The organism is Lentzea sp. NPDC037011 (assembly GCF_055607425.1).
Genome location: NZ_JBVJRT010000002.1, coordinates 557,358 through 583,274 on the forward strand (window position 1 = coordinate 557,358; position 25,917 = coordinate 583,274).

The window sequence follows — 25,917 nt, forward strand, 5'->3', positions numbered from 1 at the left end:
GGAAGGTCTTCTTCGCGTTGGTCCGCGTTCACGGCGGCCGGTGCGGAAACTGAGGTGCGTCCGCGGTCGTGCTGGGTCACGATCGCGGTCGTGACCGAGATCCGTGTGCTCACCGACGAAGCGCAGTTCCGCACCCACAGCGGCGTGTTCCGCCGCGCCATGCACTGGGGCCCGCCCACCGACGAGCAGTGGGAGGTCATCAAGGCGTCCTACGAGCCCGGTCGCGTGCTCGCCGCGTTCGACGGTGACGAGATGGTCGGCACCACGCAGTCGTTCGGCTCCTCTCTCGTGGTGCCCGGCGGCGCCGTGGTCCCGCATGCCGCCGTGTCACGCGTGGGCGTGCGTGCCGACCACACGCGCCGTGGCGTGCTGACGGCGTTGATGCGCGAACAACTCGCCACGCTGCCCGACCCCGTCGCCACCCTGCGCGCCTCCGAGGGACGCATCTACGGCCGCTTCGGCTACGGCCTGGCCGGTCGCGTCCGCCTCGTCGAGATCGACGCGCGGAAAGCCGTCGTCCCCGGCACGCCGACCGGTCGCGTGCGGATGCTCGACCAGGACACCGCCGACGAGCTGCTGCCCGAGCTGCACGCCACCCTCGGCCTCACCCGCCCCGGCCAGATCGGCCGCTGGACCGGCTGGTGGGCCCGTGCCCGCGACCGCAAGGGCGACGCGGAGAACTCGGTCACCGTCGTCCACACCGGACCCGGCGGTGACGACGGTTTCCTGACCTACGTCGTGAAGACGGAGGAGGAGTTCAAGCACCGGCTGTCCATCCACGACTTCGTGGCGGCCACCCCCGCGGCGTGGCGCGACCTGTGGCGCTACGCGGCACGGCTGGACCTGGTCGACCACATCGAGTGCGAGGTGCCGCTCGACGAGCCGGTGACGTGGCTGTTCGAGGACCCGCGCGTGGTGCGGACCAAGGACGTGTTCGACGAGGTCTGGCTGCGGCTGACCGACGTGCCGCGCATGCTCGCCGTCCGCACGTACGGCCACGCCGACCCGGTGGTCGTCGAGGTGCGGGACAGGCTGCTGCCCGCCAACGACGGCCGCTACCGGGTGACGCCCGACGGCGTGGAGCGGGTCGACGTGGCCGCGGACGTCACGGTGCCGGTCGACCTGCTGGGGGCGTGCTACTTCGGGGACACGACGTTCTCGCAGCTCGCCGCGACGGGCTGGCTCACCGGGACGAAGCTGGCCGAGGCCGACGCGCTGTTCGCCGTCGCGCGGGCCCCGTACTGCGGCACGTTCTTCTAGGCGCGCCGCTCCATCGCGTTCACCAGGCGCGGCACCGACGAGCCGAGGCCCCAGCGCTGCGTCAGCTCCCGCAACCGCTCGGGGTCGGCGGGCACCCGCGGCACCTCGTCGGACCGGTCCAGCACCACCGGTGCGTCCAGGGCCGTGCGCACGACCACCGGTGCCGCCGCCAGGTACTCCTCGGCGGCGATCAGGGCGTTGCGGGCCTTGGTGGTGAGCTTGCGGTCCATCGGGTCGGCCACGGCCTTCAGGACGGCGTCGAGCGAGCCGAACTCGGTGATGAGCTTCGCCGCGGTCTTCTCGCCGATGCCCGCCACGCCCGGCAGGCCGTCGGAGGGGTCGCCGCGCAGCACGGCCATGTCGGCGTAGGCGGAGCCGGCGTTCTCGACCGGCAGCGAGTACTTGGCGGCCAGCTCCTCGGGGCCGAGAACCTCGACCTTGTTCCAGCCGCGGCCCACGTACAGCACGTGCACGGGCGTCGGTTCGGAACGCACGACCTGGAACATGTCGCGGTCGCCCGTGACGACCTCGACGGGTGACTTCTTCTCGTGGTGCGCGAGGGCGCCGATCACGTCGTCGGCCTCGTAGCCAGTGGCCTCGCCGGTGCAGATGCCGGCCGCGTCCAGCACGTCGAGGATGATCGGGATCTGCGGCGTGAGGATGTCCGGCACCTCCTCGGACCCGTCGCCGGCATCGGAAGCGACGCGGTGGGCCTTGTAGGAGGGCAGCGCCTTCACCCGGAACTCCGGGCGCCAGTCGGCGTCCAGGCACGCGACCAGGCGGGCGGCGCCGCGGTCGGTGATGACACGGGCGATCGTGTCGACGAAGCCGCGCACGGCGTTCACCGGCGTGCCGTCGGGCGCGGTCATCGAGTCCGGCAGCGCGTAGAACGACCGGAAGTAGAGGCTCGCGGAGTCGAGCAGCACCAGGGGAGAGCTCACAACCCGACAAGCTACTAGGCTTCGGCCCATGGCAACGATCACCGGGCCCATCGACGTGTCCGCGCTGCGTGCGCGGCTCGACCGCGCTTCCGCCGCCGCGCGGCAGGCGGGCGTGGACGCCCTCCTCATCTCGCCCGGCTCGGACCTGCGGTACCTGATCGGTGCCGGTGGCGACTCGTTCGAGCGGCTCACGTGCCTCGCGCTGCCGGTCGACGGCACGCCCACGCTCGTGGTGCCGAAGCTGGAGCAGCCCGGCTACGCGGGCATCCCGACCGACGAGCTCGGCGTCGAGGTCGTCACCTGGGTCGACGGCGAGGACCCGTACGCGCTGGTCAAGGCCGCGGTCAAGGGCAACCGCACGGCCGTGGCGGACATGATGCCCGCCCTGCACACCATCAAGCTCGGCAACGCCATCGGCGGGCCCCAGTCGCTGGCCGGCCCGATCATCCGCGAGCTGCGCATGCGCAAGGACGCGAGCGAGGTCGCCGCGCTGCGCAAGGCCGGTCAGGCGATCGACCGGGTGCATGCGCGCATGGGCGAGTTCCTGCGCGTCGGCCGCACCGAGCGCGAGGTGGCCAAGGACATCGCCGCCGCCATCGTGGAGGAGGGCCACACGGTCGCGGACTTCGTGATCGTCGGCTCCGGCCCGAACGGCGCGTCACCGCACCACCGCGACTCCGACCGCGTGATTGAAGCGGGCGAGGTCGTGGTCATCGACATCGGCGGCCCGGTCGCCGAGGGCTACAACTCCGACTCCACCCGCACGTACGTCATGGGTGAGCCGAAGCACGACGACGTGTGGGACACCTACGCCGTCCTCCAGGCCGCGCAGAAGGCCGCCGTCGAGGCGGTCAAGCCGGGTGTGACCTGCGAGCAGATCGACGACGTGGCCCGCCAGGTCATCACCGACGCGGGCTTCGGCGAGTACTTCGTGCACCGCACCGGCCACGGCATCGGCCTGGACGTGCACGAGGAGCCCTACATCGTCAGCGGCAACGCGCTGCCGCTCGAAGCGGGCATGGCCTTCAGCGTCGAGCCCGGCATCTACCTGCCCGGCCGCTGGGGTGCCCGCATCGAGGACATCGTCGTCGCGACGGAGGACGGCGTGGAGTCCTTCAACAACCGACCTCACGAGCTGGTGGTGCTTTGACCCTCGAGCAGATCGACAGAGCGATCCTGAAGGAGCTCGCGGCCGACGGCCGTTGCAGCTTCACCGACCTGGCCGAACGCGTCGGCCTGAGCGTGTCGGCGGTGCACCAGCGGGTGAAGCGGCTGGAGCAGCGCGGCATCGTGAAGGGCTACGCGGCCCGGCTGGACGGCGCGGAGGTCGGGTTGCCGATGTCCGCGTTCATCTCGCTCTTCCCGATCAACCCCTCCGAGCCGGACGACTACCCGAGGCGGCTGGAGCACCTGCCGGAGATCGAGGCCTGCTACTCGGTCGCGGGGGACGCCTCGTACGTCCTGCGCGTCCGGGTGGCCTCGCCGGTGGCGCTGGAGGAGCTGCTGCAGAAGATCCGCGAGTCGGCGAACGTGTCGACCCGCACGACGGTCGTGCTGTCCACTCCGTACGAGGACCGCCCACCGGCCGTCTGAGCACTTGGGCCGGAAGCCTTGCCCGCCCCCTCCTTGCAGACGCCGGCAAAGCAGGGGGCGGGGACTTGGGGCGTCACAGGCACAACAGCTGGAAATCTGCTCAAGTCAGGCCGGACTGCACGGCGAACACGACGAGCTGGGCCCGGTCACGGGCCCCCAGCTTCACCATCGCCCGCGACACGTGCGTGCGCACCGTTGCGGGGGAGATCACCAGCACAGCCGCGATCTCGTCGTTGGACGCCCCGGACGCGACGTGCCGCATGATCTCGCGTTCGCGGTCGGTCAGCTTGTCCAGGTGCGGCACGGGTCGCGCGCTCGCGCCCGAGGCGAACCGGTCGATCACCCTGCGCGTGACCGACGGGGACAGCAGCGAGCCGCCGTCGGCGACCACGTGCACGGCGCGCAGCAGGTCGGCGGGGTCGGAGTCCTTCACGAGGAACCCGGACGCGCCGGTGCGCAGCGCCTCGAACACGTACTCGTCGAGGTCGAACGTCGTGAGCATGACGATCTTGACCTCGGCCAGTGCGGGGTCGGAGGAGACACGGCGCAGCACCTCCAGGCCGTCCATCAGCGGCATGCGGATGTCGAGGAACACCACGTCCGGCTTGAGCGACCGGATCAGCCCCAGCGCCTCGCGGCCGTCCGCGGCCTCGCCGACGAGCTGGACGCCGTCCTCGGTCTCGATGAGCGTCCGCAACCCCATCCGCACCAAGGCCTGGTCGTCGGCCACCACCACGCGAATCATGCGGGCAACGGTATCCGTGCGACGACCGTGAAGCCGTGCGTCGTGCGGATCTCCAGCGTGCCACCCAGCGCCTCGGCCCGCGACCGCATTCCGGTGATGCCGTGGCCCTCCTCGACCGGTCCCGGCGTGCCGGTGTCGCTCACCTCGACCACGAGCACACCGCGCGCCTCGTACACCTTCACCGCGGCCGTGACGCCGGGGGAGGCGTGCCGCAGCACGTTCGTCAGCGACTCCTGCACGATCCGGTACGCGGCCAGCTCGTAGGTGCCGGGCACGGCGACCCCGTCGGCCTCCACCGACACCTCCAGGCCCGCCTCGCGCATCCGGGACGCGAGCGCCGGCAGGTCGGCCAGCGAGGTGGTGGGCCGCAACGGTGCCGAGCCGCGCAGGGTGTCCAGTTCGGACCGCAGGCCCTCCAGCGCCTCCTTCGAGGTGGCGCGGATCGCCTCCAGCGACGCGCGGGCCTTCACCGGGTCCCTGTCCAGCACGTACAGCGCCACCCCGGCCTGCATCGCGATCACCGACAGGCCGTGGCCCACGACGTCGTGCACCTCCTGGGCCAGGCGCAGCCGTTCCGAGATCACGGCCCGCTCGCGAACGTCCACAGCGGACCGCCGGCGCAGCCGCATCAGCACACCGGCCGCGGCGGGCAGCAGGATCCAGCCCGCCGACCAGGTGATCCACGACGTCACCGAGTCGTTCCACCACGGCAGGATCGCCAGCGCGTACACCAGGACGCTCGCGGCGGCCAGTTCGATCCGCGCGTACACCGCCACCGCGTACATCGCGGCGACCCCGCTCACCAGCACCGGCCCGAACGGGTACCCCATCGCCAGGTACGCCGTGATGGCCGCGGTGGTGATCCCCACCGTCCACAGCGGACGGGTCGAGCGGAGCAGCAGACCGGCGGCCGCGACGGTGATCAGCACGTACGCGAGGACGTCCACCTCGAACGAGCCGGTCTGCCACCGCGCGGCGAACCGCGTGCCGCCCAGTCCGAAGAACACCAGCGCCGCGGTCAGCGCGATGTCCTGCCACTTGATGCGCATGCCGCCGACGATACGACCGGGGACGTACGCAGATGTGCGTATCTTCCTGCCGCTCCGGAGCGGACGACCGGAGTCTCTGCCAGGCACAGGCTTGGCCGCATGATCGTGACGACGGAGAAGCTGACGAAGCGCTACGGCGACCGCGCCGTGGTGGACGAGGTCGGTCTGTCCGTGCGGCGGGGCGAGGTCTACGGGTTCCTCGGCCCCAACGGCGCGGGCAAGACGACCACGATCCGCATGCTGCTGGGCCTGGTGCGGCCGACGAGCGGCACCGCGACCGTGCTCGGGCGGCCACCGGGCGACCCGGCGGCGTTGCTGAAGGTGGGGTCGCTGATCGAGGGGCCGGGTTTCTACCCGTACCTGTCCGGCCGCGACAACCTGCGGGTGCACGCGGCCCGCCGGGGAGCCAGCCGGGCCGACGTCGAGGCCGCACTCGACCAGGTCGACCTCACCACGGCCGCGAACGAGAAGTTCCGCCGCTACTCGCTGGGCATGAAACAACGGCTCGGCGTCGCCGCGGCCCTGCTCGGCCGGCCGGAACTGCTGGTCCTCGACGAGCCCACCAACGGCCTGGACCCGGCGGGCATGGCCGACATGCGCGACCTGGTGCGCGCGCTGTCCGCGCAGGGCCAGACCGTGCTGCTGTCGAGCCACCTGCTCGGCGAGGTCGAGGAGATCTGCGACCGGGTCGGCGTGATCGCGAACGGCAAGCTCGTCGCCGAGAGCACGGTCGAGCAGCTGCGCGGCGACAGCGTGCTGCTGGTCAAGGCCGACCCGATCGAGAAGGCGCACGTGCTCATCGAGGGCAGCGAGCTGCGCGGCGACGTGCTGCACGTGCGGGAGCCGGACGCCGGGGCGCTGGTGCGCGCGCTCGTGCACGCCGACGTGGACGTGCAGGAGGTCCGGCCGCTGCGCCGGACGTTGGAAGAGGTCTTCTTCGAGATGACGGGAGCGGCGTGATGGGCAGCGTGAAGGCGGAGCTGCTGCGGCTGTGGAAGTGGCCGGCGACGTGGGTGCTGGTCGGCCTCTGGCTGGTGCTGACGTTGACGTTCGGCTACGTGTTCAACTACCTCGCCCTCAACGGCGGCTCCACCACCCGCGACCTCACCCAGCAGCAGCTGGTCAGCGCGATGCAGCCGGAGAACGTCGGTGCCGCCGTCGTGCGCGGCCTGCCGATGTTCGGCGGCGCGATCATCCTGGTGCTGGCGGCGCTCGCGGTCGGCTCCGGGTACGGCTGGGGCACCTGGAAGACCACGCTGACCGCCGGTCCGCGCCGGGTGTCCGCGATGGCGGGCACCCTGGGCGCGCTGGGGATCGTCGTGGTCGTCCTGGTGGCGCTGACGTTCGTCGTCGACCTCGGCGCGGCCGTCACCGTGGCGTCGCTGGAGGGCTGGGACTGGAACCTGCCGGGCACCGGTGCCCTGGAGGCGCTGGGCGCGTCACTGCTGATCGCCGCGATGTGGACGGCCTTCGGCGTGTTCCTCGGCGTGCTCACCAGGGGACCCGCGCTGGCCGTCGGGCTCGGGCTGATGTGGGCGATCGTCGTCGAGAACCTGCTGCGCGGCGTCGGGTCGCTGCTCGGCCCGGTCGGCGACCTGACCGAGGTCCTGCCCGGCGGCTCGGCCGGCAACCTGGCCGGTGCGGTCGGCGGCACCGGTGCCCCCGGCGTGCTGACCGACCTGGGCGGACCCACCGCCGCGCTGCTCCTCGCCGGCTACGTCGTGTTCTTCGCGGGCACGGCAACGCTGCTGAAGGTGCGCCGAGACCTCGTGTAGCGCCACCGCCGCCCAGACCAGGCCCAGCACGACCGCGACTCCGAGGGGGTAGTCGCGGTCGTGCAGCCCCGGGTTCACCGGCCCGCTGTGCTCCCGCCACAGCACCGGGACCGCGATCAGCAGCACCACACCGGAGACCGTCAGGCCGATGCCGACCGACGCGCGCTTGACGACGAGACCGGACGCACCGACCAGCGGGGCGATCACGAGGTCGTGCAGCACGACACCGCCGCCGAGCCACGCGAGCAGCTCCGCGGTGACCTGGGGGAGCAGCAGCCACGCACCCCACGCGCCGAGTCCGATGCCGGCGAGGGCGAGCGCGGTCCTCACCGGACCTCCAGGGACGTGACCCACTTGGTCTGCAGCACGCCCGGCCGGTTGGGCGCGATGAGCCGGCACGGGAACCCGTGGTCGGGGCTGAGCTCCTCGCCGTCGAGCCGCAACGCGAGGAGGGTCAGCGGGTCCCGCGCGAACGCCTCCGGCAGCGTCGTCGCCCGGTAGAGCCCGTCTTCCTCCAGCGACTCGACGCGGACGTCACCGCCGCTGATCAGGTCGCGCACCCGGACACCGGTCCAGGTCGCGGTCTGGCTCCAGCCCTCCACACACGCGATGGGCAGCTCGACGGTGGTCTGCGGCATGGCCCGCAGCTCGGCGAGCGAGTAGGCGCGGTCACCGACTTCGAGCTTCCAGTCCGGTGGCACCACGATGTTCGCGGCCCGCGCGGTCCGGTTCACCGGCAGCGTGCCGTCGGAACGCCAAGCCAGCACGGAGACCTTGCGCAGCCACGGCACCGTGACACCCGCTGTCGCGACCACGGCGACACCGGTGGTGAGCGCGGTCGTGCGCAGGAAAGCCCGGCGGGACAAGACGGTCCTGTGCTCGGAAGCGGGTTCGAGCGAACGCCGGATGAGAGGAATCTTCACCGCGATGTGCACGAGCAGCGAGCCGATCACGATCCACGCCACCGCGTAGTGGGCGGCCGGGAAGTAGAACGACCACGGGTAGTTCTGCGCCGCGTTGAACAACCCGGTGACGACCTCGAAGAACGACGCCGCGACCAGCACGAGGATCGAGCCGCGCTCCAGCGCGTGCGGCACGGATGCGACCAGCGGCCGCTCGAACAGCTTCGGGTACACCGACCACAGCTTGGCCAGCAGCAACGGGATCGAGGCCACGCCGGACAGCACGTGCACGCCCTGCGTGACCCGGTAGAGGTCGACCGGGCGGGTCGGCCACGGCCAGTCGTGCTGCACGCCGTGGCTGAGCAGACCGGTGACGAAGCACAGGCCGAACGTGATGCCCAGCCACGTGCCGACGCGGCTGGTGACACCGGTGTGGTGCGCGGGCGACCGGAAGGCGGGGGTCCTCACAGCCGCTCCCAGCAGGCGAACCAGCGGCCGGCCCGTTCCCGGTGCCACAACCGGAAGAACCCGTCCGCGGGCACCGAGTCGGCGTCGCTCCACGCCCACGGGAACCACGGGTCGGGCTCGCCGCCGGCCCGCACCCGCGCCTGCCCCCGCGCGAGGCCGGAACCGGGCGTCTCGACCTCGGCGACGACGGTTCCGCCGGTCCGCAGCAACTGCCGGACCCGCCGCAGGAGCGCGGCCGGGTCGCCGCCGATGCCGATGTTGCCGTCGGCGAGCAGCACGTGCTGCCAGCGGCCCTCGCCGGGCAGCAGGTCGAACACGTCGCGCCGCAGGGCGAGACCGCCGCGGTCGGTGGTGCGCCGGACGGCCACGGGCGACACGTCGACGCCGAGCGCCTGGACGTTGCGCGCGAGCAGTGCCGCGACGAGCCGGCCGGGGCCGCAGCCGACGTCGAGGGTGGGCCCGGTGCACGCGTCGAGCAGGACGTCGTCGCCGTCGTCCGCGTCGGCGTGCCAGCGGGCGACCGGCAGCGGGCGCGGGGCGGTGCCTGCCAGGTCGAGCCAGCCGGGGTGGCCGTCGAGGGCCTGGTCGAACATCATCGCGCCACCACCGCGCCGCGCGAGGCCGACGCCGCGCCGAGACGCCCCAGGACCCGCGCGAACCGCGACCCCGGCACCTGCGCCGCCACCGTCAGCGCGTCCGCCACGGTGTCCACATCGGACAACGGCGGCAGCGCGCCGACCTTCATCCCCCGCAACGCTTCCAGCGTCCGCGCCCCGGTGTCGTCCCGTGACATCGGCACGTCCAGCAGGACCGAGGCCCGCAGCGGGTCCCGCAACCCCAGCGCCCACCAGCCGCCGTCGAGCGCGAATCCGAGCGCCGCCTCGTCGAACTCCGCCGCGGACGCCAGCAACGACGGCGTCACCTGCGGTGTGTCCATGCCGATCTGCAGCACCGGCAGCTCGAACCGCGCGACGTCCGCGTGCGCGTTCACCAACCTCTCGTTGAAGCTCCGGCCGCGTTGCGGGACCACCACGCACCCGCCCAGGGCGTCCCGCACGTCCTCCCGCCGCACCACCCCGGCCAGCGCCACCACCGGCACCGCGCCGGGAGTCGCCAGGGCCGCGTCGATCGTGTCGAGCAACGCCGCCGCTGCCACCTCCGCGGCCTGCTCGGGCGTCAGCGGCGGGCACAGGCGCGTCTTGACCTGGCCGGGCACCGGGGACTTCGCCATGACCAGCAGGCAGAACCTCATCGCAGCACCCCCGCCATGTCCCGCGCAGCCCGCAGCGTGCCGCGCACCGAGCCGGACACCTTCGACCGCGTCCCCGCGGCGCGCGGCCGGTAGGCGACGTCGACCTCGCGCACCCGCCACCCGGCGGCGGCCGCGCGGACCAGGAGCTCCAGTGGGTAGCCGAACGCGCGGTCCCGCACGTCCAGCGCCAGCAACGCTTCCCGCCTGACCACCCGCAGGGGTGCGATGTCGTGCACGGCGAGGCCGCGGCGGCGCAGCAGGGAGGCGATCACGGCGTTGCCGGCGCGGGCGTGCCACGGCCACACGCCCGCCGACACCGGTACCCGGCGGCCGACGACGAGATCGCAGGACGGCAGCAGGGCGGCCATCGCCGGCAGTTCGGCGAGGTCCAGCGAGCCGTCGCAGTCGGCGAACGCGACGAGGTCGGAGGTGGCGGCCAGCAGCCCGGTGTGCACGGCGGCCCCGTAACCGCGGCGGGGCTCGTGCACGACCAGGGCGCCGAGCTCGCGGGCCACGGCGGGAGACCCGTCACCGGAGCCGTTGTCCACGACGATCGCGCGGTGTCCGGGAGGCAGGGAGCTCAGCACGGCGGGCAGTGCGGCGGCCTCGTCGAGGCAGGGCAGGACGACATCCATGCGGTCCATCCTGGACCGGCGGAAAGTGTTGTGGTGCTTACGGAATTGTGACGCGCGGAGGAGTTCTTACGGTTGTCTTGCGCCCTTGGCGGACACCGCCCGGGACCCCCTAGGTTGGGAGCGGTGCGCCTCCTCGTCGCCGGGTTGCTCGTCGTCGCCGCCGTCGTCACCGGACTGCTGGTCAACCTGAACCACCCCGGTCTGCTCTTCGCCTCCGCCGCGCCGCTCTTCGGCGACTGGCGGCCCCACGTCGGACCCGGCACGCCCGCCGCGGTCCTCCTCGCCTTCCTCGTGGTGGCGAAGGGACCCGAGCTGGCCCGGCACCGGCACGCCCTCCCGATCGCCTACGCGACGTCGGTGGCGTTCACCCTCTCGCTGGCCATGGTCGACGGCTGGGACCACTTCACCACCCGGCTCACCACCGAGGACGAGTACCTGCACGAGGTTCCCCAGATCACGGACGTCCCGGCGATGGTGCGCGAGTTCGCCCACCGCATCCCCGACTTCCAGCCCGACTCGTGGACCACGCACGTCTCCGGCCACCCACCGGGCGCGTTGCTCACGTTCGTCGCGCTGGACCGCATCGGGCTCGGCGGGGGAGCGGCCGCCTCCCTCTTCTGCGTCCTCGTCGGCTCGCTCGCCGTCGTCGCGATCCCCAAGGCCCTCGGCGACACCGCGGTGCTGCCGTACCTCGTGCTGTTCCCCGGTGCGGTGTGGGTCGGCGCGTCCGCGGACGGCATGTTCATGGGCGTCGCCGCGGTCGGCCTCTACCTGCTCACCCGGTGGCCGCTGCTCGGCGGGGTCGTGCTCGGCTGGTGCGTGTTCCTGTCCTACGGCCTGGTGCTGCTCGCCCCGCTGGCGATCGTGGCGGCAGGGCGCAGGATCGGCTGGGCGGTCGCGGGCGCACTCGCGGTCGTGGCGGCGTTCGCGCTCGCCGGGTTCTGGTGGCTCGACGGCTACGAGCTCGTCAAGCTCCGCTACTACCAGGGCATCGGCGACGTCCGGCCGTACTGGTACTGGGTCTGGGCGAACCTGGCCGCGCTCGCACTCGTGCTCGGCCCCGCCGGCATCCAGGGGCTGCGCAGGGACAGGTGGGTCGTCGCCGCCGGCATCGCGGTCCTGGCCGCCGACCTGTCCGGGCTGAGCAAGGCCGAGACCGAACGCATCTGGCTGCCGTTCGCCGTCTGGCTCATGGTCGGCGCGGCCAGGCTGGACCACCGCAGGAGGTGGCTCACCGCGCAGGCGTTGACGGCCCTCGCGGTGAACCACCTCGTGCTCACGAACTGGTGACCGCCGCCCGCAACGGGTCCGCAGCGAACGCCCGCACCCCGTCCTCGAACCGCACGGACGCCTCGAACCCCAGCACGTCGGCCGCCTTCGCGGGTGAGGCGACGACGTGCCGCACGTCGCCGGGCCGGGCACCACCGACGATCTGCGGGGCGGGTCCGTCGCACGCGTCGGCCAGCGCGAACGCCAGGTCGCCGATCGTGTGCATGGTGCCCGAGCAGACGTTCACGGCCTCGAACCCCGGCCGTGCCGACGAGAGCGCCAGCACGTTCGCCCGTGCCACGTCGGTCACGTGCACGAAGTCCCTGCGCTGCCGGCCGTCCTCCATCACCCGCGGCGCGCGGCCGTTCTGCAGCGCGGACCGGAAGATCGACGCCACCCCGGCGTAGGGGGTGTCGCGCGGCATCCGCGGGCCGTAGACGTTGTGGTAGCGCAACGCCCACACGCTGCCGCCGGTCTGCCGCGCCCACGCCGCCGCCAGGTGCTCCTGGGCCAGCTTGGTCGCCGCGTACGTGCTGCGCGGGTCCAGCGGCGCGTCCTCCGGCACCAGCTCGGGCACCAGGAAGTCACCGCAGGCGCACCTCGGCTCGTACCGGCCTGCGGCGAGGTCGGCGGGCGACCGCTCCCCGCGCACGATCCCGTGCGTCAGGCAGCGGTACCGGCCCTCGCCGTAGACGACCATCGACGACGCCAGCACCAGCCGCGACACCCCGGCCCGGTGCATCTCGGCCAGCAGCACCGCCGTGCCCAGGTCGTTGTGCCGGGCGTAGGAGGGCGCGTCGAACGGGTCGACCCCGTGCCCGACCATCGCGGCCTGGTGGCAGACCGCGTCCACTGTGGACAGCAGTGGTCGCAGCACGTCCGGGTCGGCGACGTCGCCGACGACCAGCTCGTGGTCCAGCACCGGTGCGGCTCCGTGCGCTTCGGGCAGCAGGGCGTCCAGCAGGACGCAGTCGTGGCCCTGGGAGGTGAGCTCGTCGGCGACGTGCGACCCGATGAACCCGGCCCCGCCGGTGATCAGTACTCGCATGTGTCGACGGTAGGGCCGCCAGGGGGTCCGGGCGGCCCCGAACGGTCAGCCGTCAGAACTCCGTAAGACCAGCTCCACCACGAACCGCGCACCGACCGGCACGCGGTCCTCCACCCACACCCGCCCGCCCAGCCGGTGCACGTGCTCGCGGACCAGCGCGAGCCCCAGCCCGCTGCCGGTGTCGTCACCCCTGCTGCCCGCCATCACACCTCGCGCGAACCGTTCGAACACCTGCTCGCGCAACGGCTCCGGCACACCGGGCCCCTCGTCCTCCACGGCGAGCCGGACGTGCCCGCCGTGCCGCCGCACCGACACCAGCACCGCTCCGCCCGCGTGCCGGTCCGCGTTGTCCAGCAGGTTGGTCAGCACCCGGTCGAGCCGCCGCCGGTCACCCAGCACGACCGCCGGTTCGAGCTCCACCGGCACCGGGGCCCGCGTCGCGGCCACGTTGCGCACCAGCGCGTCGAGCGCGATCTCCTCGTGCCGCGGGTCGTCGGTCTGGTCGGCCCGCGAGATCTCCAGCAGGTCCACCACCATCCGGGCGAACCGGTCCACCTCCGAGGTCAGCAGCTCCAGCGCCGTCCCGGCCGTGCCCGGCAGGTGCTCGCGCCGCCGTCGCAGCACCGCACCGGCGTTCACCATCGTCGTGAGCGGCGACCGCAGCTCGTGCGACACGTCGGAGGCGAACCGGGCGTCCCGCAACGCCCGCTGCTCCAGCGCGTGCGCCGTCGAGTTGAACTTCGCCGCCAGCGCCGCGAGGTCCGGGTCGTCCCGCACCGGCAACCGGGCACCGAGGTCGCCACCGGCGATCCGCCCCGCGGCCGAACTGAGCTCCGCCAGCGGCCGGAGCGCCCGCTTCGACGCCCACGACCCCAGCGCCGCCCCCAGCAGCGCCGAGGCGACCGTGCCGCCGATCAGCACCGCGCTGAGGAACCGGGACGCGCGGTCGAGCTGCTCCAGCCCGAACAGCTCCACGTACACGGCGTTGCCCGCGACCGGGCGGACCACGGCGAGCATCGGCTGGCCGTCCACGGTGATCCGCCCGCCACCGGGCGGGTGCCGCACCAGCCCGACCGGCAGCAGGCCGGGGTCGACCGGCCGGCCCGCGGTCACCAGACCGCCCGGCGTGATCACCAGGATCGTCGAGTCGGGGCCGGTGGTGAGCCCGGTCAGCAGCTCGTCGAGGCCGGGGGAGGCGAGCGAGCGCTCGACCAGCCGCACGTTCACCTCGGCCTGGCGGGTCGCGGAGGCCTCGCGCTGGCGCATCATGTAGCCGCAGGCGAGGTTCCAGGTGGCGAACGCGAGCACGCTCGTGACCGCGAGCAGCCCGAAGCCGAACGCCAGCGCCACCCGCCACCGCAGCGTGAGCCTCACGAACGGAGCCGGTACCCGGCGCCGCGCACCGTGAGCACCAGGGCCGGGTCGTCCGGGGTCGCCTCGACCTTGCGCCGCAACCGCCTTATGTGCACGTCGAGCAAGCGGGTGTCGCCGAAGTAGTCATATCCCCACACCCGGTGCAGCAGCTGTTCCCTGGTGACGATTCGGCCGGCCGCACCAGCGAGTTCCAGCAGCAGCCGGAATTCCGTTCTCGTGAGGTGAACGCGTTCCCCCGCCCGGTGCACGAGACCTTCCTGCGGACGGATTTCCAGATCGCCCACCCGAACTGTGTCGCGCCCCGGTCCGCGGCGCCGCAACAACGCGCGGATGCGGGCCGCGAGAACGCCGCCCATCAACGGTTTCGTCACGTAGTCGTCGGCGCCCGCCTCCAGTCCGGCGACCACGTCGCAGGCGTCCGTCCGCGCGGTGACGACGATTATCGGCAGGTCACCGCGCCCGCGGAGGGTGCGCACGACCTCCAGCCCGTCCACCCCGGGCAGGGTCAGGTCGACCAGCACCACGTCGAACGACTCGGATTCCAGGCGCCGCAACGCCACCTCGCCGGAACACGCCTCGTCGACGGTGAATCCCTCGTCTCCCAGCGCAAGGCGCAACGCCTGGCGGATTCGCTCGTCGTCTTCGACCAGCAGGACCCGTACGCACACGACGACTCCACTGTGTGAGAGCCGCGGCGACGGCGCCTCACACAGTGGAGTGAAAGTCGATCAAAAGCAAGAAAGCTTTGGTTTAAAATGCTGTCAGGGTGATTTTGGCCGATCGCGGGTTCGGTTCGTGAACGAGCGACTCGAACGCGCCGACGTCGTCGAAGGCGAACCCGTAGGCCTTCCCGTCGACCATGTTCCGGTGCACGATCTTCGAGAAGTGGTTGGCCGTCGCGCGGGTGTAGAACTCGGCGGCGTCGTAGGTCGGCTGGGTGTGCAGGTACCCGAGCGTCGAGCGGTTGAGCGCGGCGCACAGCGACCGGGAGATCGCGCCGACGTCGTTGTTGGGCGCGGCGAGCCGGCCGTCGCAGTTGAGGACGTCCCGCGTCGAGGGCTGCTCGAACGACGCCACCTGCTGGCCGGCGGTGTTCGTGAACCGCAGGACCCCGCCGCTGGTGCGGCCGGTGAACTTCCGGTTCGGCTCGTTCCGGTACGGCACCACGGTCAGCGGCGTGTTCTGGTACGTCGACCAGGCGCTGCTGACGTAGCCCGCGTAGTAGGAGCTGGAGAACAGGCCCGCGTCGAGGCCCTTGCTCGGGTTCAGCACGCGCAGCCGGGTGCCGTCCGACCGCGTGTGGACCAACCGCGACCAGTCACCGCCCATCTGCTGGTGCTGGTCGAAGATCCGGTTGCGGCCGCCGCTGACCAGCACGCCGGTGCGCTTGGTCGCGCCGGCCTGCGAGGTCGCCTCGACCGCGTGCGGGACGCTGAACATGTCCACCTGCGAGCTGTTGAGCCACAGCCCGCCGCCGTTGTAGGTGAACTCGCTCCAGTCGAACAGGATGTCGCGGTTCGGGTCACCCGCCGCCCACGGCGCCGGCTGCACGAGGCCGCCCGGCACCAGCGAGAACTTGAGCTTGTCGCGGAAGGACATGTAGAGCCGGCCGCCCGCGAGGTTGAGCGGGATCTGCAGGGTCTTGCTGGCCCCGTTGGCGGGGCCGGGGATCGAGACGTCCGGCGCGGGCGAGGGCGGGATGCTCCCGCCGGACCAGGCCGTGAACTGGCCGTTCGCGTTCACGTACCCGAGCCGGCCGCCCATCTCGCCGAACACGTACAGGTGCACGGCGTCGCCGCGACCGGAGGTGTTCTGGACGGTGAGCGGGAGCAGGCTCGGTGGAGCGGCTTGAGCAGGTGCAGACAACGTTGTCAGCCCGACCAGGGCCGATGTCGCCAGCAGCAGGAGCTTGCGCATCGACTATCTCCTCACAGACAGGGTTGCGTGAGAGCGCTCCCATGGTCAGCGCGATCGGGTCGGCATGTCAAGAATGGATCTCATGCGCGCACTCACGGTAGATCCCGCACGAGCCGGCTCCCTGTCGCTGACCGAACTCCCCGACCCGGTGCCGGGACCGGACGAGCTGCTGGTCGAGGGTCTGGCGATCGGGATCTGCGGGACCGACCGCGAGATCGTCCGCGGCGAGTTCGGCACCGGTGGCGAACTGGTGATCGGGCACGAGTCGCTGGGCAGGGTGATCAGCGGTCCCGGCTTCGCGCCCGGCTCGCTGGTCGTGGGCGTGGTGCGCAGGCCGGACCCGGTGCCGTGCGCGCCCTGTGCGCGCGGGGAGTTCGACATGTGCCTCAACGGCCGGTACACCGAGCGCGGGATCACCGGCATCGACGGCTACGGCGCTACTTTGTGGACGGTGCCGGCGCAGTACGCCGTCGGTGTCAGCTCACGGGCCGGTGTGCTGCTCGAACCCGCGTCGGTGGTGGTCAAGGCGTGGGAGCGGCTGGAGCGGTTCGCGTTCTTCGACTTCGACAGCGTGCTGGTCACCGGTGCCGGTCCGATCGGGCTGCTGGCGGCCATGATCGGCGTGCAGCGCGGGCTGGACGTGCACGTGTTCGACGTCGCCTCGGACGGCCCGAAGCCGGACCTCGTCGAGTCGCTGGGCGCCACCTACCACCGGACGCTGCCCGACCACGAGGTCGTGATCGAGGCGACCGGTGCGCCGCAGCTGGTGGCGCAGTTGCTCGGACGGCGGCTGGTGTGCCTGACCGGGGTGCCCTCGACCGAGGTGGTACCGGTCGACCTCGGTCAGGCGAACCGGGACCTGGTGCTGCGCAACGGGATCACGTTCGGGACGGTCAACTCGAACGTCCGGCACTACCGCGAGGCCTCCGCGGTGCTCGACCGGGCGGACGACGCCTGGCTCTCGGCGATGATCACCAGGCGGGTGCCGCTGGAGTCCTGCGCGGAGGCCTTCGAGTCACGCCCCGGCGACGTCAAGGTGGTGCTGGAGCTGGACTGAGAACAACTCCGCCACCGTCGCGGAACGCTCGTAGGCTGAGCCTCTCAGGCAAGAGGGAACAGGTCGCACCAAGCCGAAATTGCCCGCCGGGAACCGCTGTTGTGCTGGTCAGTTCCACTCACGCTGCGAAAGGGCGAGGACATGACCGGCAAGGTCGCAGTGATCACGGGCGCGTCGCAGGGAATCGGTGCGGCGTTGGTGACCGCTTATCGCAAGCTCGGCTACTCGGTGGTCGCGGTGTCGCGGTCCGTCGAGGCCTCCGACGACCCCGAGGTGCTGGCCGTGCGCGCCGACCTCGCGGTACCCGGGGAGGGCGCGCGGGTCGTCGGGGAAGCGCTGGCGCGGTTCGGCCGCGTCGACACCCTGGTGAACAACGCGGGCGTCTTCGTCGCCAAGCCGTTCACCGAGTACACCGACGAGGACTACGAGACCGTGCTCGGCACGAACCTGCGCGGGTTCTTCGACATCACGCGCAGCGCGGTGAGCGCTATGGAAACCACCGGCGGGCACGTCCTGAACGTGTCGACCGCCCTGGTCGACCACGCTCTTTCCGCCGTGCCGTCGGCACTCGCGTCGCTGACCAAGGGTGGCATCAACGCCGTCACCAGGTCGCTCGCGGTCGAGTACGCCACCCGCGACATCCGCTTCAACACGGTCGCGCTCGGCATCATCCGCACGCCGATGCACGCCCCGGAGACCCACGAGGCGCTGGCCTCGCTGCACCCGGTCAAGCGGATCGGCGAGGTCGACGAGGTGGTCGACGCGGTGCTGTTCCTCGAACAGGCCGGGTTCGTCACCGGCGAGGTCCTGCACGTCGACGGCGGTCAGAGCGCGGGGCACTGACATGGCCCTCATCGACGTCATGGACCGGTGGAAGGCCGCCGTGGACGCGCACGAACCGCAGCGCGTGGCGGAGCTGTTCACCGAGGACGCGATCTTCCAGGGCCTCAAGCCCTACGGGGTGGGACGTGAGGCGGTCGCCGCCTACTACGACTCCCAGCCGATCGGCCTGAAAGCCGAGTACGAGGTCCTCGAAACGCGAGAACTGGCGGAGAACCTGACGCTCGGCTATCTCGCGGTCGACTTCTCGTTCGCCGACCGGCCGGCGGTCGCGGTGAACCTGAGCGTGCTGGTGCGGGGAGACCTGATCACGCACTACCAGGTCTCCCCACTGCCCTAGCGCTCCGTGCCCGGCTGTCCGGGAGCCGCCCTGCGCGGCTCCCGGCCGTACGGGCCCTTCGGCCGTTCCAGCTCCGGCGCCGGCGGGAGCGGCATCGTCACCGGGTTGCCCTCGGTGATCGTGATCCGCTCCCCGTGGTGCCTCGTCGTCAGCTCGGTGCCGTCGACGATCCGGTAGGTCGCCTCCGTCTCGGTCACCTCGACCCCGATCCTGGTGCCCCGGAACGACATCCGGAACGAGAACCGGCGCAGCGCGGCGGGCATCCGCGGTGCGAACGTCAATTCACCGCCGTGGTCGCGCATGCCGCCGAACCCAGCCACCAGCGCCATCCACGCACCGGCCAGCGAGGCCATGTGCAGTCCGTTGTGGACGTTGTCGTGCAGGTCGTGCAGGTCGGTGAACGCGGCCTCGACCAGGTAGTCGAACGCCAGGTCCAGGTGCCCGACCTCGGCCGCGATCACCGCCTGCGTCCCGGCCGACAGCGATGAGTCCCGCACGGTCCGCGCCTCGTAGTAGGCGAAGTTGCGGGCCTTCTCCTCCGCGGTGAACGCGTCACCGCGCAGGTGCATCGCCAGCACGAGGTCCGCCTGCTTCACCACCTGCTTGCGGTACAGGTCGAAGTACGGGTAGTGCAGCAGCAGCGGGTACTTCTCCTGCGGCGTGCCCTCGAAGTCCCACTCGGCGTGCTTGGTGAAGTTGTCCGCCTGCGGGTGGACCTGGAGCATCTCGTCGTAGGGCAGCGCCATCTTGTCCGCGGCCCTGCGCCACTCGGCGATCTCCTCCTCGCTCGCCCCCGCCCGGTCCGGGTGCCGTTCGGCGGCGTCGGCGGCGGCACGCAGGTTCTGCTGGGCGATCAGGTTCGTGTAGACGTTGTTGTCCACGATCGCCGAGTACTCGTCCGGACCGGTGACGCCGTCGATGCGGAACCCGTCGTGCGGGTCGTGGTGGCCGAGCGAGGTCCACAGCCGTGCGGTCTCGGTGAGGATCTCGACGGCCTCCTCCCGGTCGAAGTCCTCGTCGTTCGTCGCGTTGAGGTACTGCTGGGTGGCGTAGGCGACGTCGCCGGAGACGTGGAACGCGGCCGTGCCCGCCGGCCAGTACGCGCTGCACTCGGCACCGTTGATGGACCGCCACGGGAACGCGGCACCTCCGAGCCCCAGCACCTTCGCGCGGTCGCGGGCCTTGTCCAGCGTGGAGTGTCGCCACCGCAGGGCGTCGCGGGCCGCGTCCGGGACGGTGTAGGTGAGCACCGGCAGCACGAACGTCTCGGTGTCCCAGAACGCGTGCCCGTCGTAGCCGGGACCGGTCAGCCCCTTCCCCGGGATCGCGCGGGTCTCCCCGCGGGCACCGGCCTGCAGGATGTGGAACAGCGAGAACCGGATCGCCTGCTGCAGCTCGTCGTCACCGTCGAGCTCGATGTCGGCGACCTCCCAGAAGTCGTCCAGGAACGCCCTCTGCTCGGCCAGCAGCCCGGTCCAGCCGGTCTGCAGCGCACCGGCGAGCGCGGCCTCGACCTGCGCCCGCAGCGAGGGCGTCGACCGCTGCGCCGACCAGCCGTAGCCGAGGTACTTGGTGAGCTTGAGGCTGCTGCCCCCGGCCACGTCGACCGCGACGGTGAACCGGGCCAGGTCGTCCTCGGCGCGGATGTCCGTGCGCGGGTCCACACCGCCCGCGTCGACCTCGTGGTCCATCGCCGCGGCCATCCGCAGCCCGGACTCCCTGGTGTGGTGGCAGAGCACCGCCCTGGCCTTCTCGGCCGTGACGAAGTCCGCGACCAGCGGTGCGTTCAGCGCGGCCGCGACGCGGGGGTCGTTGGTGCGCTTCTCGATGGGCTCGTTGACCAGCAGGTCGGACTGCACGACGAGCTGCACGTCGTCCACCGGCTCGACCTCGTAGCGGATGGCGGCGACCGCGCGTTGCGTGAACGACACCAGCCGCTCGCTGCGCACCACCACCCTCCGGCCGGTCGGGGACTCCCACACCGTGCGGCGGCGCAGCGTGCCGGAGCGGAAGTCCAGCGTCCGCTCGTGCTCCAGCGCGGTGCCGTAGCGCATGTCCAGCGGCTCGTCCTCGACCAGCAACCGGATGATCTTGCCGTCGGTGACGTTGACGACCGTCTGGCCCGCCTCCGGGTAGCCGTAGCCGCCCTCGCCGTAGGGCAGCGGGTGCTCCTCGTAGAAGCCGTTGAGGTAGGTGCCCGGCAGACCGCGCGGCTCACCCTCGTCGAGGGTGCCCCGGAAGCCGATGTGCCCGTTGGCCAGGGCGAACGTCGACTCGGTCCGGTGCAGCTGGTCGACCGCGAGGCCCTGCCAGCGCAACTGCCACGGTTCGATCGCGTAGCTCATGACAGCAGCTCGTCGAGCTCGTCGACCACCTGGTCGGCACCGTGTTCGCGCAGGGCGTCGCGCTGGTTGCCGCGGTCGACGCCGACGACGAACCCGAACCCGCCCTTGCGCCCGGCCGCGACACCGGCGAGCGCGTCCTCGAAGACGGCGGCGTGCTCCGGTGCCGTCTTCAACCTCTTCGCGCCCTCGACGAAGGAGTCGGGTTCCGGTTTGCCGCGCAGGTTGTCCGCCGCGATGACGTTGCCGTCCACCAGCGCGTCGACGTAGTCCAGCAGGTTGCCCGAGCGCAGCACGCGCATGGCGTTCGCCGAGGACGTGACCACCCCGATCGGCAGCCCGGCCTCGCGCGCCTTCTGCAGGTAGCGCACCGAACCGGGGTAGGGCGTGATGCCCTCCTCGTCGATGATGTGGTTCACCAGGTCGTTCTTGCGGTCACCGATGCGGCGGACCTCCTCCTCCGGCGGCGTGAGCCCGCGCGAGGCCAGGAAGCTCCTGACGCCGTCGTAGCGCGGCTTGCCGTCCACGTAGGAGAGGTAGTCCTGCTCGCTGAACGGCTGACCCATGTCCTCGAAGGTCTGCCGCCACGCCTTGCGGTGCAGGACCGCGGTGCTCGTGAGCACACCGTCGAGGTCGAACAGCAACGCCGTGATCCGGTCCGGGATGCCGAGGCTCATGTTGTGATCATGCACCCGTCTCGTCGTTCTCGCGCCGTTCCTCTTGAAGGCGTTCGTCGAGCGGCCGGGGGTGGGCCTGCTCGTACTCGGTCGTCCCGTACCGGTCGGCCCCCGCCCAGCCCTCCGGCGGGTCCATGCCCTCCTCCAGCGGGTCCTTCTGGAGGTTGTCCTCGTCGAGGGCCTCGAAGTCGTCGGTGTCGGCGGGTGCGTAGCTACCCCTGTCTTCACTCATGGCGCACCTGTACCCGCATTCGGTCTATCCGATGCTTTGGCCCACGAGCGCCCCGACCGCGTAGGTGATGCCCATGGCGATCAGGCCGCCCACGACGTTGCGCAGGACAGCGCGCTGCTTCGGCGCGTTGCTCAGGCGCGCGCTGACGTAGCCGGTCAGCGCGAGGGTGGCTATCGCGGCGATGACCGTCACAGGCACGCGCAGCGACGGTGAGGTGGTGGCGATGGCGATGAGGGGGAGCAGCGCGCCGATGGTGAAGCTCACGAAGCTGGCGATGGCGGCGGTCCACGGGTTGGTGAGGTTGTCGGGGTCGATCTTGAGCTCGACGTCGGCGTGCGCGGCCAGCGCGTCGTGCTCGGTGAGCTGCTCGGCGACCTGCCGGGCGGTCTCGGCGTCGAGGCCCTTGTCCCGGTAGATGCCCGCGAGCTCCTTCAGCTCCTCGTCGGGCGTGTCCCGCAGCTCGCGCTTCTCCTGCGCGATCAACGCGCGTTCGGCGTCGCGCTGGCTGCTGACGCTGACGTACTCGCCGCTGGCCATCGACATCGCGCCCGCGAACAGCCCGGCGAGGCCAGCGACGAGGATCTGGGTCCTGTCCGCGGTGGCGCCCGCGACGCCCACGACCAGGCTGGCGGTGGAGACGATGCCGTCGTTCGCGCCCAGGACCCCGGCGCGCAGCCAGTTCATCCGGTTGCCGCTGACGTCGTCGTGGGGCTCGTGATGCGTCATTTCCGCAGGCTATCGTGCACTGTTCAGGCGTGCGTCGACCGGTGTTTGCCCAGGTCAACCGGTTGGACGTCGTTTTTTGTCAGACCCCGGTGGCACACTGTCGAACAGATGTTCGTCACGGTGCTTCCAGGAGGTCAGTCCAGATGCAGATCGAACCCAGCCGCTGGCCCGGCCGCGTGGTCCCCGCCACCGACGCCGACGTGGCCACCGCCGTCGAGTCGCTGTGCGTGCGCGCCTCCTGGCCCGACGCGAACCGCCACTGGGTCCGCCGCACCCTCGAACCCTGGTTCGCCGCCGGCTGGTCCGTCGACGCCGTGCTCGCCGCGATCGACACGCACCCCGACGGCACCCGCCAGGGCCGCCCCCGCTCCCGCTCGCAGGTGGCGCACGAGTTCCTGCGCGCCCGCCTGCGCTCGTGGACGGCGGACGGCACCCTGGCCCGCCCGCCGTTACCGGGCATGACGCTGGGCGAGTGGTTCCGCGTGAACCGCCGCAACGCCCTGCTCAACACCCCGCGCCGCGCCCGCGAACTGGGCACGGAAGGCGAACGCGCCCGCGCGGCCTCCCGCGCCCTGGCCCACCGCCGCGACCCCGTGGAACGCAGCCGCGAGAAGGGCCGCCGCCGCCAGGAGTCGCTGGACAGCCTCCTGGTGCCGGGCGTGCAGGCACCGAGCTTCGCCGACTCGTGGCGGCTGGTCGCCGAGCTCGTGCCGGTGCCGCGGGTCTGCTCCGCCTGCGGCCACGTGCGGCAGGAGACAGCTCGTCCCGCGACGCACCGGGTGGCTTAGGGGCCTGTTTCGGCTCTTGGGCTGCCCGGTGCGGGCGGTGGGAGCGGGCGTGGGCGTGCCGGGGTTCGGGTTGCGGGCGACGTGCTGGGACGCGGGCGGCGCGTTCCGGGTACGGGTGCCGTGCTCGGACGCTGGGCGCGTGGGGAGTGTTGAGCGCGGGTGCCGTGCTGCGGGCGCTGGGCGCGTGGGGAGTGTTGAGCGCGGGTGCCGTGCTGCGGGCGCTGGGCGCGGGTGGCCGCGCTGTCCGCTGCGACCGGTCCGCGTCGGAGCCCGTCCACCGGACCCTGGCGGTTGATCCGCTCGATTGCCCCACCGAGCCCGGCGATCCGCCCGTTCGCCCCGTCCGCCCTGGCCCCGCCACCGATCTCGGGCCTTCTACCTGCGCGTTCTCCACATCCATCGGCATCCGATGGTTGAGGCAGGTGCTCACCGGGAACACGGGGCGCGTTCGTTGTTTCCAGACAAAGGGGCCGACATGCTCGAAGTGACGCCGGTGGCTGCGGAAGTCATCAACGAGCTGACTTCACAGTCCACCACCAACGACGACGTCGGCCTGAGGTTCGCTCTCGCCACCGAGCAGGACAGCCAGGCGGCGCTCGAGCTCTCCCTCAGCGAGCCGGTGGACGGTGACCAGGTGGTGACCGCCGACGCGGGTGCCAAGGTCATCATGGAGCCGGCCGCCGCGGAGTTCCTGGACGACAAGGTCCTCGACGTGCGGCAGGACGAGGAGGGCAACCCGGCCTTCGCGATTGCCCGCCAGGCGCCCGAGGACGGGGTCGCCTCCGTGTAGACGCCACGTGCGCGAACGGGCCGGTCCTCCGAGGAGAGGACCGGCCCGTTCGCGTGTGCGCGGGAGCTCAGGGCATGCGCAGGACCTGGCCGGGGTGGATCAGGTCGGGGTTCTCGATGCCGTTGGCGGCCGCGACGTCGGTGTAGCGGTTGCCGTCGCGGTACCAGCTCTCGGCGATCGCCCACAGCGAGTCGCCGGGCTGCACGGTGTAGGTGAGCACCTCCGGTGCCGGCGGGGCCTGTTCGGCCGGGGCCGGTGCGGCGGGGGCGGGCTCTGCGGCGGCCGGGGTGGACTGCGGCGTGTCGGTGTTCGTGCCGCTGGCCCACTTGGCGCTGCCGTCGCCGCCGACCACGACGAGGTTGCGGTCGTCCTGCAGCACGAGGCGCGAGCCGGTGTTGCCGGCGGTGTCGGTGGCCCACACCGGGTTGTTGTCACCGTTGTAGAGCACGAAGTTGCCGTCGTCCTGCAGCGCGGCGCGCACGGCGCCCCTGCCGTTGGTGCCGCTGGCCCAGACGGTGCCGTTGTTCTCCGTCAGCACCAGGTTGCCGTCGGACTGGAGGGTCAGGGAGTAGCCGTTGGCAGTGGTGAGCTGCTGGCCGGTGGTGAGCTCCTGGCCGGCTTCCAGAGTGTTCATCGACGCTCCACTTCGCACGCGAAGGCCGCCGGGTCCGGGCGGCCACCCGGACCGTAGTGCGGTGCGGCCGGGACCGCAGGGTCAGCGCGGCTCCTGCACCCGATGCGGTGATGGACGCACAACGCCCCCGTCCCGGGGCAGCGGGACGGGGGCGTTGAGGAGAACCTGGTCAGCCCTCGATGCGGCGCATCCCGGTGACCGGGCCGATCGAGTTGATGTCGGCGATCTTCACCGGCTGGCCCTCCGTCGACGCGTGCACGGCGCGCACGTTGTCGATCGCCATGGCCACGTGGGACTGGCTGGAGTAGTAGACGATGATGTCGCCCGCCTTGACCTCGCTGCGCGAGACCGGGCGACCGGCTGCCGCCTGGGCGTAGCTGGTGCGGCCGATGGACACGCCCGCGTAGGCGTAGGCCTTCTGGATCAGCGAGGAGCAGTCCCACGAGTCCGGGCCGTTGGAGCCGTAGACGTAGGGCTCACCGCGCTGGGCGAGGGCGAACTCCAGGGCCTTGCCGGCGGTGCCGGCCGGGACCAGGATGGTCGACATGTCGCCCTTGCTCTTCAGGGCGTTCTGGGTCGCGGTGTTCAGCTGGTTGTACTGAGCCCGCACTTCCTCGATCTGCTTCGCGAGCGCGGCCTTCTTCTGCTCGATGTCCGCGAGCAGCTTCTTCGACGCCTCGGTGGCCTCGTTGGCCGTCCTGGTGGCGGCGTCCGCGGCCTCGACGGCGTCGGTGAGCTTCTTGAGGGCTTCCGCGTTGTCCGTGGCCAGGATGTTGATGGCCGTCATGCGGTTGAGGAAGTCCTGCTGCGAGTTGCTCACGAGCAGCGCGGAGAGCTGGTTGAAGCGGGCTCCGCCGAACGAGGCCTCGGTGAGCAGGTCGACCTGGCCGCGGAGGGTTTCCTCCGCCTGCTTGGCGACGACGAGGTCGTTCTTCGCCTTGTCCAGCTCGCCCTGCTTGGCCTTCAGGTCGTCCTGGGCCTTGAGCTGGTCCTGGTTGATCTGCGACGCCTGCTCGTTGAGCTCGTTGTACTTCTTGAGCGCGTCAGCGGCCGTCGGTTGTGCGGTGGCCGGGGCCGTGGGCAGTGCGGCGGCGACGACAGCAGCCGCCACGATCGCTCCACGCACGGTACGGCGTGAGGGTTGCGACACCACGTCGCGGGTCCTCCTTTTTCCTGGCAGCCGCCACGCTGAGAACTACTGCGCGTGAGGCGGCAACCTTGGCGTGTGCCCCGAGTGGGTTAACTGCTGGGCCGAAGGTCTCG

At 71.7% G+C, this 25,917-nt stretch carries 28 protein-coding genes; 11 read left to right on the forward strand and 17 right to left on the reverse strand.

Annotation, left to right across the window (positions count from 1 at the left end; genetic code table 11):
* Positions 1-90: 90 nt before the first annotated feature.
* On the forward strand, positions 91-1,260 hold the full coding sequence (locus tag ACZ7CH_RS07420) for a GNAT family N-acetyltransferase (protein ID WP_470373358.1): 1,170 nt from the start codon (positions 91-93) through the stop codon (positions 1,258-1,260).
* On the opposite strand, the gene ACZ7CH_RS07425 is transcribed toward ACZ7CH_RS07420, so the two are convergent.
* A complete protein-coding gene (locus tag ACZ7CH_RS07425; protein WP_470368548.1) occupies positions 1,257-2,201 on the reverse strand; it encodes a 5'-3' exonuclease in 945 nt (314 codons plus the stop codon). The two genes, ACZ7CH_RS07420 and ACZ7CH_RS07425, sit on opposite strands and share 4 nt — an antisense overlap.
* Before the next feature lie 28 nt (positions 2,202-2,229).
* On the opposite strand from ACZ7CH_RS07425, the gene ACZ7CH_RS07430 reads away from it, so the two are divergent.
* Both ACZ7CH_RS07430 and ACZ7CH_RS07435 read left to right on the forward strand, forming a co-directional pair.
* Positions 2,230-3,351, forward strand: coding sequence for a M24 family metallopeptidase (locus ACZ7CH_RS07430; protein WP_360387375.1), 1,122 nt, complete (start codon positions 2,230-2,232; stop codon positions 3,349-3,351).
* Positions 3,348-3,794, forward strand: coding sequence for an Lrp/AsnC family transcriptional regulator (locus ACZ7CH_RS07435; protein ID WP_360387378.1), 447 nt, complete (start codon positions 3,348-3,350; stop codon positions 3,792-3,794). The genes ACZ7CH_RS07430 and ACZ7CH_RS07435 overlap by 4 nt, the downstream gene beginning before the upstream one ends.
* Before the next feature lie 100 nt (positions 3,795-3,894).
* On the opposite strand, the gene ACZ7CH_RS07440 is transcribed toward ACZ7CH_RS07435, so the two are convergent.
* Positions 3,895-4,539: a response regulator gene (locus tag ACZ7CH_RS07440; protein WP_470368547.1), complete on the reverse strand. Its 645-nt coding sequence runs from the start codon at positions 4,537-4,539 to the stop codon at positions 3,895-3,897.
* Entirely contained in the window at positions 4,536-5,588 is a 1,053-nt protein-coding gene (locus ACZ7CH_RS07445) for a sensor histidine kinase (protein WP_360387384.1), read from the reverse strand. The genes ACZ7CH_RS07440 and ACZ7CH_RS07445 overlap by 4 nt, the downstream gene beginning before the upstream one ends.
* Positions 5,589-5,687: 99 nt before the next feature.
* Between ACZ7CH_RS07445 and ACZ7CH_RS07450 the strand changes: the two genes are divergently transcribed.
* Positions 5,688-6,548 (forward strand): ABC transporter ATP-binding protein, encoded by an 861-nt coding sequence (locus ACZ7CH_RS07450; protein WP_360387387.1) that lies wholly within the window; start codon positions 5,688-5,690, stop codon positions 6,546-6,548.
* Positions 6,548-7,363, forward strand: coding sequence for an ABC transporter permease (locus ACZ7CH_RS07455; RefSeq protein WP_458433275.1), 816 nt, complete (start codon positions 6,548-6,550; stop codon positions 7,361-7,363). Before ACZ7CH_RS07450 ends, ACZ7CH_RS07455 begins: the two co-directional genes overlap by 1 nt.
* 326 nt (positions 7,364-7,689) lie before the next feature.
* Here ACZ7CH_RS07455 and ACZ7CH_RS07460 read toward each other — a convergent pair whose 3' ends face one another.
* From ACZ7CH_RS07460 to ACZ7CH_RS07475, 4 genes are read right to left on the reverse strand one after another with little or no spacing between them, the layout of a single operon-like run.
* Complete coding sequence (locus tag ACZ7CH_RS07460) at positions 7,690-8,733, reverse strand: molybdopterin-dependent oxidoreductase (RefSeq protein ID WP_470368544.1); 1,044 nt, start codon at positions 8,731-8,733, stop codon at positions 7,690-7,692.
* Positions 8,730-9,329 (reverse strand): methyltransferase, encoded by a 600-nt coding sequence (locus ACZ7CH_RS07465; RefSeq protein WP_470373359.1) that lies wholly within the window; start codon positions 9,327-9,329, stop codon positions 8,730-8,732. Before ACZ7CH_RS07465 ends, ACZ7CH_RS07460 begins: the two co-directional genes overlap by 4 nt.
* The gene (locus ACZ7CH_RS07470) at positions 9,326-9,985 is read right to left on the reverse strand and encodes a TIGR04282 family arsenosugar biosynthesis glycosyltransferase (protein ID WP_470373360.1); all 660 of its coding nucleotides are present in this window, start codon (positions 9,983-9,985) and stop codon (positions 9,326-9,328) included. The genes ACZ7CH_RS07465 and ACZ7CH_RS07470 overlap by 4 nt, the downstream gene beginning before the upstream one ends.
* The gene (locus ACZ7CH_RS07475) at positions 9,982-10,620 is read right to left on the reverse strand and encodes a glycosyltransferase family 2 protein (RefSeq protein WP_360387402.1); all 639 of its coding nucleotides are present in this window, start codon (positions 10,618-10,620) and stop codon (positions 9,982-9,984) included. Before ACZ7CH_RS07475 ends, ACZ7CH_RS07470 begins: the two co-directional genes overlap by 4 nt.
* 123 nt (positions 10,621-10,743) lie before the next feature.
* On the opposite strand from ACZ7CH_RS07475, the gene ACZ7CH_RS07480 reads away from it, so the two are divergent.
* Positions 10,744-11,910: a hypothetical protein gene (locus ACZ7CH_RS07480; RefSeq protein WP_360387405.1), complete on the forward strand. Its 1,167-nt coding sequence runs from the start codon at positions 10,744-10,746 to the stop codon at positions 11,908-11,910.
* Here the strand turns inward: ACZ7CH_RS07480 and ACZ7CH_RS07485 are convergent.
* The 4 genes from ACZ7CH_RS07485 to ACZ7CH_RS07500 form a co-directional block, all read right to left on the reverse strand.
* Positions 11,897-12,937, reverse strand: a complete 1,041-nt coding sequence (locus tag ACZ7CH_RS07485; protein WP_470373361.1) for an NAD-dependent epimerase/dehydratase family protein — start codon at positions 12,935-12,937, stop codon at positions 11,897-11,899. The genes ACZ7CH_RS07480 and ACZ7CH_RS07485 overlap by 14 nt on opposite strands.
* 45 nt (positions 12,938-12,982) lie before the next feature.
* Positions 12,983-14,311, reverse strand: a complete 1,329-nt coding sequence (locus ACZ7CH_RS07490; RefSeq protein WP_470373362.1) for a HAMP domain-containing sensor histidine kinase — start codon at positions 14,309-14,311, stop codon at positions 12,983-12,985.
* Positions 14,308-14,979, reverse strand: a complete 672-nt coding sequence (locus ACZ7CH_RS07495; protein ID WP_470373363.1) for a response regulator transcription factor — start codon at positions 14,977-14,979, stop codon at positions 14,308-14,310. Before ACZ7CH_RS07495 ends, ACZ7CH_RS07490 begins: the two co-directional genes overlap by 4 nt.
* A gap of 82 nt (positions 14,980-15,061) precedes the next feature.
* Positions 15,062-16,228: a beta-1,3-glucanase family protein gene (locus ACZ7CH_RS07500; protein ID WP_470373364.1), complete on the reverse strand. Its 1,167-nt coding sequence runs from the start codon at positions 16,226-16,228 to the stop codon at positions 15,062-15,064.
* An 82-nt stretch (positions 16,229-16,310) separates the two neighbouring features.
* Between ACZ7CH_RS07500 and ACZ7CH_RS07505 the strand changes: the two genes are divergently transcribed.
* The 3 genes from ACZ7CH_RS07505 to ACZ7CH_RS07515 all read left to right on the forward strand — a co-directional run bounded on the left by ACZ7CH_RS07505 (position 16,311) and on the right by ACZ7CH_RS07515 (position 18,465).
* Positions 16,311-17,285, forward strand: coding sequence for an alcohol dehydrogenase catalytic domain-containing protein (locus ACZ7CH_RS07505; protein ID WP_360387419.1), 975 nt, complete (start codon positions 16,311-16,313; stop codon positions 17,283-17,285).
* A gap of 141 nt (positions 17,286-17,426) precedes the next feature.
* Positions 17,427-18,128 (forward strand): SDR family NAD(P)-dependent oxidoreductase, encoded by a 702-nt coding sequence (locus ACZ7CH_RS07510; RefSeq protein WP_360387421.1) that lies wholly within the window; start codon positions 17,427-17,429, stop codon positions 18,126-18,128.
* A gap of 1 nt (position 18,129) precedes the next feature.
* Positions 18,130-18,465, forward strand: coding sequence for a nuclear transport factor 2 family protein (locus tag ACZ7CH_RS07515; RefSeq protein ID WP_360387423.1), 336 nt, complete (start codon positions 18,130-18,132; stop codon positions 18,463-18,465).
* Here the strand turns inward: ACZ7CH_RS07515 and ACZ7CH_RS07520 are convergent.
* From ACZ7CH_RS07520 to ACZ7CH_RS07535, 4 genes are read right to left on the reverse strand one after another with little or no spacing between them, the layout of a single operon-like run.
* Complete coding sequence (locus tag ACZ7CH_RS07520; protein WP_470373365.1) at positions 18,462-20,810, reverse strand: glycoside hydrolase family 65 protein; 2,349 nt, start codon at positions 20,808-20,810, stop codon at positions 18,462-18,464. The two genes, ACZ7CH_RS07515 and ACZ7CH_RS07520, sit on opposite strands and share 4 nt — an antisense overlap.
* The gene (locus ACZ7CH_RS07525; RefSeq protein WP_458433262.1) at positions 20,807-21,484 is read right to left on the reverse strand and encodes an HAD family hydrolase; all 678 of its coding nucleotides are present in this window, start codon (positions 21,482-21,484) and stop codon (positions 20,807-20,809) included. The genes ACZ7CH_RS07520 and ACZ7CH_RS07525 overlap by 4 nt, the downstream gene beginning before the upstream one ends.
* Before the next feature lie 7 nt (positions 21,485-21,491).
* Entirely contained in the window at positions 21,492-21,716 is a 225-nt protein-coding gene (locus tag ACZ7CH_RS07530; protein ID WP_360387430.1) for a hypothetical protein, read from the reverse strand.
* A gap of 24 nt (positions 21,717-21,740) precedes the next feature.
* Positions 21,741-22,442: a VIT1/CCC1 transporter family protein gene (locus ACZ7CH_RS07535; protein WP_470373366.1), complete on the reverse strand. Its 702-nt coding sequence runs from the start codon at positions 22,440-22,442 to the stop codon at positions 21,741-21,743.
* Between the two features lie 143 nt (positions 22,443-22,585).
* On the opposite strand from ACZ7CH_RS07535, the gene ACZ7CH_RS07540 reads away from it, so the two are divergent.
* Together ACZ7CH_RS07540 and ACZ7CH_RS07545 are read left to right on the forward strand one after the other, a co-directional pair.
* The gene (locus ACZ7CH_RS07540; protein ID WP_360387436.1) at positions 22,586-23,230 is read left to right on the forward strand and encodes a hypothetical protein; all 645 of its coding nucleotides are present in this window, start codon (positions 22,586-22,588) and stop codon (positions 23,228-23,230) included.
* Between the two features lie 493 nt (positions 23,231-23,723).
* Positions 23,724-24,020, forward strand: a complete 297-nt coding sequence (locus tag ACZ7CH_RS07545) for an iron-sulfur cluster biosynthesis protein (protein WP_470373367.1) — start codon at positions 23,724-23,726, stop codon at positions 24,018-24,020.
* Between the two features lie 67 nt (positions 24,021-24,087).
* Here ACZ7CH_RS07545 and ACZ7CH_RS07550 read toward each other — a convergent pair whose 3' ends face one another.
* Complete coding sequence (locus tag ACZ7CH_RS07550; protein WP_360387442.1) at positions 24,088-24,654, reverse strand: LysM peptidoglycan-binding domain-containing protein; 567 nt, start codon at positions 24,652-24,654, stop codon at positions 24,088-24,090.
* Between the two features lie 169 nt (positions 24,655-24,823).
* Positions 24,824-25,765, reverse strand: coding sequence for a C40 family peptidase (locus tag ACZ7CH_RS07555; protein WP_360387444.1), 942 nt, complete (start codon positions 25,763-25,765; stop codon positions 24,824-24,826).
* Positions 25,766-25,917: the final 152 nt, after the last annotated feature.

Excerpts from the sequence above, each read along its gene's own strand:
- ACZ7CH_RS07430 (WP_360387375.1), top strand. The coding sequence starts at position 2,230 with ATGGCAACGATCACCGGGCCCATCGACGTGTCCGCGCTGCGTGCGCGG.
- ACZ7CH_RS07440 (WP_470368547.1), bottom strand. The coding sequence starts at position 4,539 with ATGATTCGCGTGGTGGTGGCCGACGACCAGGCCTTGGTGCGGATGGGG.
- ACZ7CH_RS07445 (WP_360387384.1), bottom strand. The coding sequence starts at position 5,588 with ATGCGCATCAAGTGGCAGGACATCGCGCTGACCGCGGCGCTGGTGTTC.
- ACZ7CH_RS07450 (WP_360387387.1), top strand. The coding sequence starts at position 5,688 with ATGATCGTGACGACGGAGAAGCTGACGAAGCGCTACGGCGACCGCGCC.
- ACZ7CH_RS07455 (WP_458433275.1), top strand. The coding sequence starts at position 6,548 with ATGGGCAGCGTGAAGGCGGAGCTGCTGCGGCTGTGGAAGTGGCCGGCG.
- ACZ7CH_RS07465 (WP_470373359.1), bottom strand. The coding sequence starts at position 9,329 with ATGATGTTCGACCAGGCCCTCGACGGCCACCCCGGCTGGCTCGACCTG.
- ACZ7CH_RS07470 (WP_470373360.1), bottom strand. The coding sequence starts at position 9,985 with ATGAGGTTCTGCCTGCTGGTCATGGCGAAGTCCCCGGTGCCCGGCCAG.
- ACZ7CH_RS07475 (WP_360387402.1), bottom strand. The coding sequence starts at position 10,620 with ATGGATGTCGTCCTGCCCTGCCTCGACGAGGCCGCCGCACTGCCCGCC.
- ACZ7CH_RS07485 (WP_470373361.1), bottom strand. The coding sequence starts at position 12,937 with ATGCGAGTACTGATCACCGGCGGGGCCGGGTTCATCGGGTCGCACGTC.
- ACZ7CH_RS07500 (WP_470373364.1), bottom strand. The coding sequence starts at position 16,228 with ATGCGCAAGCTCCTGCTGCTGGCGACATCGGCCCTGGTCGGGCTGACA.
- ACZ7CH_RS07505 (WP_360387419.1), top strand. The coding sequence starts at position 16,311 with ATGCGCGCACTCACGGTAGATCCCGCACGAGCCGGCTCCCTGTCGCTG.
- ACZ7CH_RS07510 (WP_360387421.1), top strand. The coding sequence starts at position 17,427 with ATGACCGGCAAGGTCGCAGTGATCACGGGCGCGTCGCAGGGAATCGGT.
- ACZ7CH_RS07515 (WP_360387423.1), top strand. The coding sequence starts at position 18,130 with ATGGCCCTCATCGACGTCATGGACCGGTGGAAGGCCGCCGTGGACGCG.
- ACZ7CH_RS07520 (WP_470373365.1), bottom strand. The coding sequence starts at position 20,810 with ATGAGCTACGCGATCGAACCGTGGCAGTTGCGCTGGCAGGGCCTCGCG.
- ACZ7CH_RS07525 (WP_458433262.1), bottom strand. The coding sequence starts at position 21,484 with ATGAGCCTCGGCATCCCGGACCGGATCACGGCGTTGCTGTTCGACCTC.
- ACZ7CH_RS07530 (WP_360387430.1), bottom strand. The coding sequence starts at position 21,716 with ATGAGTGAAGACAGGGGTAGCTACGCACCCGCCGACACCGACGACTTC.
- ACZ7CH_RS07535 (WP_470373366.1), bottom strand. The coding sequence starts at position 22,442 with ATGACGCATCACGAGCCCCACGACGACGTCAGCGGCAACCGGATGAAC.
- ACZ7CH_RS07540 (WP_360387436.1), top strand. The coding sequence starts at position 22,586 with ATGCAGATCGAACCCAGCCGCTGGCCCGGCCGCGTGGTCCCCGCCACC.
- ACZ7CH_RS07550 (WP_360387442.1), bottom strand. The coding sequence starts at position 24,654 with ATGAACACTCTGGAAGCCGGCCAGGAGCTCACCACCGGCCAGCAGCTC.